Source organism: Elusimicrobiota bacterium (assembly GCA_040757695.1).
GTDB lineage: Bacteria > Elusimicrobiota > UBA8919 > UBA8919 > UBA8919 > JBFLWK01.
This window is the reverse complement of record JBFLWK010000096.1, coordinates 1-7609: the sequence shown is the minus strand read 5'-3', so window position 1 is coordinate 7609 and position 7609 is coordinate 1. Positions and strand designations below refer to the sequence as shown.

Genomic DNA, 7609 nt, shown 5'->3' with positions numbered 1-7609 from the left:
TTTCAAAATTCAAAGAGCAATTTCAAAGGTCAAACCTTTGATTTGAATGAATTTGCAAATATATTTTATAGTGGTTCCGACGAGCCGTATCAAAAAAACAGTGTTTATAGCCGTTTTTCAGGTCGACTACACTTGACTACTCTTGACTATTTTTTCTCTTAATACTGTTAAAATTCGCGCAATTTGTCGCCTTAAAGTTCTTATCTCCAATTGGTTTTTTAGCGGTGTTGTTTTATGCGCGAACTTTAATTTGAACAGTTTTCCTTTTGCCTGTTCAAGTTCTGCTTTTAATTCAGCATCTGTGAGTTGTTTTATATCTATTTTCTTTTTATCTTTCGCCATTTAACACCAGTGATTAGGTAATTAAGTGATTAAGTGATTAAGTTTTTACTAACCACTAACCACTTATTCACTTGTTTATCACTGTCTCTACTGTCCGCGTTCCAAAAACTGTGTTTTTATCGGTAACTTATGTGCAACAAGGTCAAATGCTATTTTTGCTTCTTCTTTTTTCAAACCGGACACCTCAAACATAACCCTGCCGGGTTTGACTACTGCGACCCATTTTTCCGGCTCACCTTTACCTTTTCCCATTCTTGTTTCAGCAGGTTTTTTTGTATACGGTTTATCAGGGAAAATTCTTATCCAGACCTTGCCACTCTTTTTTATTGCACGGGTTAATGCGATACGGGATGCTTCAATCTGGTTTGCAGTAAGCCATGCTCTGCCAAGCGCCATCAAGCCGTATTCACCGAAACTGACCTCTGTTCCGCCAGATGCAATCCCTTTGATTCTGCCTCGCTGTGATTTTCTATATTTGACTCTCTTCGGAAACAACATTATTTTCGTCCTCTTTTATAATTTCTTCTTCTATTGGTTTCTCTTCTTTTATATCTTCCGGCTTTTCTATAAGTCGCGCTTCATCAATCATTTCTTTCTCGGTTTTTGTGTATAATTCTTTTTTGAATATCCATACTTTTACACCTAAAATCCCCATTGTAGTAAGCGCTTCCGCAAACCCGTAATCAATATCAGCCCGAAATGTCTGTAACGGGATTCTGCCTTCTTTCAGCCATTCGCTCCGTGCAATTTCATTACCACCTATCCGACCTGAAATTTTAACCTTAACACCAAGTGCACCTGCTGACATTGCTTTCTCAATTGCTTTTTTCATTGCTCGTCGGTGCGAACCTTTTTTTTCAAGTTGTAATGCAATCCCTTCAGCAACCAATTGAGCGTTTGTTTCAGGCAATTTGATTTCCATCACATTTACGATAGTTTTTTTATCAGAAATTTCTTCAATCTCTTTTTTGAGTGCTTCAATATCAGCACCTCGTTTGCCAATGATAAGTCCAGGTCTGGCAGAAAAAATGTTGACTTTCAGATATTTTCCAGCACGTTCTACTACGATTTTTGAGACTGCGGCAAATTTTAGCCGTTCTTTAACAAACTTTCTTATCCGAAAATCTTCTTCTAACAGGTCAGCCATATTCCGTCTGGAAAACCATTTACTATCCCAGTCGGAAACATAGCCAAGCCGTAGACCTCTTGGATGAATTTTTTGTCCCATATTAACATCAGGTTAAAGGTATAAATTAAAGGTTAAAAATGAACTACCCTCTGGCAGAGCCACAGGGAATTGCAAGTTAAAGTTTTTTTTTCCTTCAACTTTTCCCTTTAACCTGCCATTTTAACCTGCCTTCATATCACTTCAGGCGCTAACGAGATAATTTTCAGAAAATTTTTTTCTCTGAGTTCTCTTGCAACCGGCCCGAAAATTCTTGTCCCACGCGGCTCACCATCCGGATTGATAATCACAGCCGCATTGTCATCAAATTTTACATAACTGCCATCAGCCCGCCGAACCTCTTTTACGCATCGGACGATAACGGCACGCACTTTTTCACCTTTCTTAATTGTAGCGGTTGGCAGTGCATCATATACAGAGGCAATAATCACATCACCTAATGATGCATATTTCCGGTAACTGCCACCAAGCATTCGGAAACATCTTATTTTTCGTGCACCTGTATTATCTGCAACTGTTAGAATAGACCGCTCTTGAATCATTTAGGTTTTTTCTAATGCCTCTTTTGTATGTGCGGCACCGTGTCCTCTGAAAAATCTGGTTGGCGAAAATTCGCCCAGCCGGTGTCCTACCATATTTTCTGTGATATAGACGGAGATAAATTTCTTGCCGTTGTGAACGCCAAATGTATGTCCGACAAATTCCGGCGGTATCACAGACGCGCGTGCCCATGTTTTGATAAGTGTTTTTTGCCCGGAACTGTTTTGTATTTCAACTTTTTTTAACAGTTTCTCGTCAATATACGGACCTTTTTTGGTTGACCTTGACATAGTAACATCAGGATAAAGGCAGGTTAAAGGTTTAAGGTTAAAGGTTAAAATATTCTGTCGTAATTTTAATTTATACCTTTTTCCTGCCTCCTCTACCTCATTCCTTTCGGTCTTCTATTTATAATATACATATCAGTCCATTTATTTTTGTCTCTGGTTTTGAATCCTTTTGCAGGTTGTCCCCAAGGTGATTGCGGATGATTATGTCCTTTAGATTTGCCTCTGCCGCCGCCGTGTGGATGGTCAACTGGGTTCATTGCGGTACCACGAACCGTCGGGCGAATACCAAGATGTCTGCTTCTGCCTGCATTACCAATAGAGATATTTTCATGGTCTAAATTACCAACCTGCCCGATAGTAGCGTAACATTTTAATGGAATCATTCTTATTTCGCCGGACGACATTTTTATATTAGCAAACTCACCTTCTTTTGCCATAATCTGTGCAACACCACCAGCAGAACGGACAAGTTTGCCGCCAAGTCCGGGAATCAACTCTATATTATGTATCTCGGTACCAATCGGGATATTTGCTAATGGCAGTGCATTACCGATTTTTATTTCAGCATGTTCACCACTCTCAACCTTTGCGCCAACTGATAAACCAAGCGGGCAGATAATATATCGCTTTTCACCGTCGGGATATTTCACAAGTGCAAGCCGACTGGAACGATTCGGGTCGTATTCTATTGCAATAACTTCTGCGTTGACATTTCGTTTATCTCGTTTAAAATCAACAATACGATACATCCGTTTATGTCCACCACCACGATGTCTAACAGTTATGCTACCTGTATTATTTCTGCCACTTGCTTTTTTCAAAGGCCGCAGAAGCGATTTTTCCGGTGTTGTTTTTGTTATATCCGAAAAATCATCTGTTGTTATGAACCGCCTTGATGGCGTGTATGGTATGTAAGTTTTCATACGCCTTCTACTAATTTTATTGTCTGTCCTTTTTTTACTTTTACGACTGCTTTTTTATATTCAGGTCTATACCCTGAATAACGCCCTACGCGTCTCAACTTACCTGTATATACTGCTGTATGCACTTTTTCAACATCAACATTAAAAAGTTGTTCAACTGCTTTTTTTATCTGATACTTATTGGCGTTTTTTGCGACGATAAATTCATACTTGTTTTCTTTTTCTTTCAAATTTGTTGCTTTCTCAGTAATAATCGGTCTTTTTATTATATTAAAAGCATCCATAATAACATCACTTTACGACTGCAATCTTTCCCTGTACTTTTATATCAGCATACCCTGATTTTTTCGCTCTTATCGTGTAGATATACACGCCACTGGCAATGTCTGAAACATCCCAAGGATATTCATAATAGTATTTCGTAGCATCTGATTTTACATCAGACGAATACAACTCTGTGTAGTCTATCAATTCGCCTGCGATATTATACAAAATTATTTCTATTTTGTCAGCAATACCACATTCTATATGTATTTTGGGAAATACACCTCGCTTCGCAGGATTTGGATATGCATATATCTCACCTTTTCTGAAAGTAGTATCAGGTTCGGGTGACATCTGCGGTTGTTGATACACAATCGCATAAATTGAAAAATGTGATACATTAGCAGAAACGGTTTTTGCGTCGGTATCAACTTCGCTTTCAAGAATCTCGTAATCATTTGTTGTTTCATTGAGATATGCAATTTTCAGATTCTTTTCATTGGGTCCGTTCACAGCCTGTGCAGTGTATGGTATTGTGATTCTTACTGGCTTATCAAATTTTTTATCTGATTTGAACTCGTAATTTGCTACCACACGAATGTCATTCCGAGCGGAACGAGGAATCTCAACTTTCCTTACTACAAATACAGTTTCCTCTTCTAAAACTCCATTCTCAATCTCAATCTCTATCTTTGTGAGCGGGTCTTTTACAATTCCGCCTTCAGAGGAAACAACATTCTTTGTATAACTGCCATCTGAAATTCCAAAATTGCCTGCTAAATCCCAGCCGGAAATTATTATTTTTTCTATATCACCGAAACCTGTCTGCTTTGTAAATTTCCCAGTCCACAGATTTTCTGAAATTTCTTGTAGTTGTACAACGATACTTTGTTTCTTCGGGCTGTTGCCATGCGGAACAACTTCTGCATTTGCTGATAGAAGTTTTTCCGACGAGAACGCTGTGATTGTCATCTCGTCTGTCTTCTCTGGGTTTCTTGTAAGATATACTGTAAATGTCGGCTTTACAAAATCAATCTGTGAAACAAGTGTTGGAACAAACACAGCATTTTTCGTCGCAATTGTGTAAATTGAAATTTTGTCTATTGCTATTGCCAGTTTGTTGTTTACTGTGTCAAGTGTTGCACCAAGCGCTGTCCAATCTCCTGTGTCAGGATTGTATCTGAAAATATCAAGTGTGGTTTCGTCAATCCCGTTGAGTTGTGTCTCATCATAAAAAAGTGTCAGTGCTGCAGACGGAAAAAATGTTGTGCTCGTAGGCTGTATATCGTAAATTGAGCCAACACTTCCCGATAATATCCCGAATGTCGATGCGGTTTTACCGTCCGGATTGGGTGTGATTATTATTTTTGCATTTTCAGGATTTGATATTTGTGAAGCTGCGAAATCAAAACTAACCTGACGCAGAACTGTTATCTCGCCTTGCTTCTCTATCGCTGTAACATATGATACATTTATACCAACAGTCCTTGTAGCGGTTGACTCTATCACATAAAAATATTTTCCATCAGAAACATAGTTTCCTGTGGCATCTTTTCCATCCCACAGTTGTGATACATTATACAGACCAGATTGAGCGTGATATAGTACAAATGTACTATAAGTCTCGTCGGTAGCGCTTACTATTTTTATTGTTGTAGTTGAATTTGTTACATTCGGTCTTAGTTCAAGATTAAACAGAATGTTTGTTGATTCAACATCAGGGTCAAACGGGTCGGGAGTATCTGAAACATTTGAGATAATTAAGTTCTGTCCTGCAGGACCTATTGAAACAGTAAATGTTCCTGTTCCTTTTGATGTATAAAAATTGTCACTTCCTGTGACATCTATCGTCGCAATACCATCATAATTTGTAACTGCTGAATATGTCCCTGCCCAGGTAATATTATCCGTTGATGACATTGTAATCTCTGCCGGGTTCAGTTGCCCATTCTGCCGAACAAATGTTCGCAGCGATGTTAACGGTTCGCCTGCTACACAAGAAATTGTAACTAATCCTGCAGCAAGAACAGTATCAGGTGTTGCTGAAATTGTGTATGTCGGTGCTCTGTTATCAACAATAAAACTTCGCGTTGACGAGTGGTTTCCATATATAGTTCCATCATATACTGCAACACGCCAGAAGTATGTTGTTGAGTCAGACAAAAAAGTTTGTGGCTGAATTGTGTATGAACACTGTCCTGTTCCTTGAACAACAGGTGGCGTGGGTGAAAAACCTTTCGTTAAGACATTACTTTCAAATACTTCTTTTACTGAAAAATCAGGAACACTTGACAATTCTACCTTAAAGTGTAAATCATCACCATCCGCATCGGAAGGAACATTCCAAACAAAAGTTGGATAAGCATTTGTGATTGAACCATCAGCTGGTGAAACTAAACTCGGCGGGTTGGGCGGCTGGTTCACAGGAACTCCGCCAAACATATAAAGTTTCCCATCCCATGAACCTACATAAAGGGAATTGTTAACACCAATGGAAGGGGCAGCAAAGATACGCTCTCCTGTTGTATATTTCCATTTTAGCGTACCGTCAGGATTGATTGCGTAAAGATTATTATCTTCTGAACCTAATATAAACAGTATTATTCTCATCTATAACCGCAGAAGAAACTATTCTGCCACCTGTAGCATATGTCCAAGTTAGTTCTGGGAGAGAATGTCCTTTGTTTGGACTTTGACCACTGCGTCTCATATCATATTGAAATGTTGGCCACGGCGCTTGTGCAAGTATAGCATTTACCCCAAGAAAATAACTAGCTACAACAAATAAAACTGAATAACGGTTTTTACACATAAAATTACTGTTCTGAGATTGATTTTGTAACCAATTTATAGGCATCCATGACTAATTGGTTTTCAGGTTCAATCTCAACTGCTTTTTTACATATATTCAAGGCGGATTGATAATCTCTTTTTTCGTAATAAACTATTGTTAAACTTATATATGGCAGGATTTCCTTCGGGAAATATTTAATACTCTTTTTTAAAACAAAAATCGCAGAATCAAAATCTTTTGTTTCAGAATAAATAGTTCCCAAGGTTTGATAAAGTTTAATATCGGGAACGTCCATTTTAAGTGCTTTATTTAAATACTCTAATGCATTTCTGAAATCCCCTTTTTTATAAAAAGATAACCCGCTCTTTAGATATCTATCCTTGCTTAATATACAGGCAAATCCATATAAAGTTTCTTCTTTATTCAGAAATTGTTTTTTTGCTGTTTCTTCTTGAAATATGCGAATATCAAATTCCGCTCTATAATATGATGGTATTTTATAATTAATTCTTTCTTTATTATTTTTTAAAATTTTAAATATCCTGTAATTTCTGGTTTCATATACCAATTGAAAATGTTCCAAGTCAAAAGGAGTGAAATGAAATTTATATGCTGAAGACTTTTTATTCAGATTTAAATTATCTGTGAGATAACGAAGTCCGTCTTTTGAAACATTAAGTACCGTACCAACCTGATATACATAATAGTCTGCTTTAACTCTTTTACATAAATCAAAAAAAGTATCTTCATCATCAAATAATGCGAAAATATATTCTTTGAATTTCTGCCGATATTGTTTGTTTTCAAATTTAGGATGCAAAATTATAGTTCTGTCAGTGTACGTCAAGATTGAAGGACTTAATTCAAAATTTGCCAAAAAAACAGCAGTCGGGGCTGTGTTTTTCTTTAACCATTCAATCAACGATTTTCTATTCTCAAAATAACTAGGTAAATTAATTTCTTTGACAGGGAAAAGATTTACAAGAATACTATAAAACATTGTTTGCTTCTCAGTATTGTAATGACAAATTGTTTCGTGCAAGTTGAACAAAAAACAAACAGGCAAAATTGAAAATAGAATAATTCTTTCCAGTTTTTTTCTGTACAATAGTATAATTTGTCCAGTAAAAATTACAATAAAAAAAATGACATACTCCCCGCAGCAAGCTGCGGGGTATCTTAAAAGTCAAGTTTTAACTGGCGTCTGTCTTCTTCTGCTCTTTGATATTGGATGTATTTCTGTATAGTTTGTGCAGTTACTTTGTCGCCG

9 protein-coding genes and 1 pseudogene are annotated in these 7609 nt (G+C 37.2%); all 10 read right to left on the bottom strand.

Going from position 1 to position 7609, the window contains the following annotated elements:
• Nucleotides 1-126: 126 nt before the first annotated feature.
• Nucleotides 127-342 (bottom strand): 50S ribosomal protein L29, encoded by a 216-nt coding sequence (gene rpmC / locus AB1349_11905; protein ID MEW6558034.1) that lies wholly within the window; start codon nucleotides 340-342, stop codon nucleotides 127-129.
• A gap of 87 nt (nucleotides 343-429) precedes the next feature.
• Complete coding sequence (rplP, locus tag AB1349_11900) at nucleotides 430-840, bottom strand: 50S ribosomal protein L16 (protein MEW6558033.1); 411 nt, start codon at nucleotides 838-840, stop codon at nucleotides 430-432.
• Between the two features lie 115 nt (nucleotides 841-955).
• Nucleotides 956-1570: pseudogene (gene rpsC / locus AB1349_11895) on the bottom strand (30S ribosomal protein S3).
• 131 nt (nucleotides 1571-1701) lie between these two features.
• Nucleotides 1702-2070, bottom strand: a complete 369-nt coding sequence (gene rplN, locus AB1349_11890) for a 50S ribosomal protein L14 (GenBank protein MEW6558032.1) — start codon at nucleotides 2068-2070, stop codon at nucleotides 1702-1704.
• Nucleotides 2071-2358: a 30S ribosomal protein S19 gene (rpsS, locus tag AB1349_11885; GenBank protein MEW6558031.1), complete on the bottom strand. Its 288-nt coding sequence runs from the start codon at nucleotides 2356-2358 to the stop codon at nucleotides 2071-2073.
• Between the two features lie 92 nt (nucleotides 2359-2450).
• Entirely contained in the window at nucleotides 2451-3281 is an 831-nt protein-coding gene (rplB, locus tag AB1349_11880; protein MEW6558030.1) for a 50S ribosomal protein L2, read from the bottom strand.
• Nucleotides 3278-3565 carry a 50S ribosomal protein L23 gene (rplW, locus tag AB1349_11875; GenBank protein ID MEW6558029.1) on the bottom strand — a complete coding sequence of 96 codons (288 nt, stop codon included), beginning with the start codon at nucleotides 3563-3565 and terminating at the stop codon, nucleotides 3278-3280. Before rplW ends, rplB begins: the two co-directional genes overlap by 4 nt.
• A 7-nt stretch (nucleotides 3566-3572) precedes the next feature.
• Nucleotides 3573-6155, bottom strand: coding sequence for a PQQ-binding-like beta-propeller repeat protein (locus AB1349_11870; protein ID MEW6558028.1), 2583 nt, complete (start codon nucleotides 6153-6155; stop codon nucleotides 3573-3575).
• Nucleotides 6118-6357 (bottom strand): hypothetical protein, encoded by a 240-nt coding sequence (locus AB1349_11865; GenBank protein MEW6558027.1) that lies wholly within the window; start codon nucleotides 6355-6357, stop codon nucleotides 6118-6120. The genes AB1349_11870 and AB1349_11865 overlap by 38 nt, the downstream gene beginning before the upstream one ends.
• A gap of 4 nt (nucleotides 6358-6361) precedes the next feature.
• Complete coding sequence (locus tag AB1349_11860; GenBank protein ID MEW6558026.1) at nucleotides 6362-7339, bottom strand: tetratricopeptide repeat protein; 978 nt, start codon at nucleotides 7337-7339, stop codon at nucleotides 6362-6364.
• Between the last annotated feature and the right edge of the window lie 270 nt (nucleotides 7340-7609).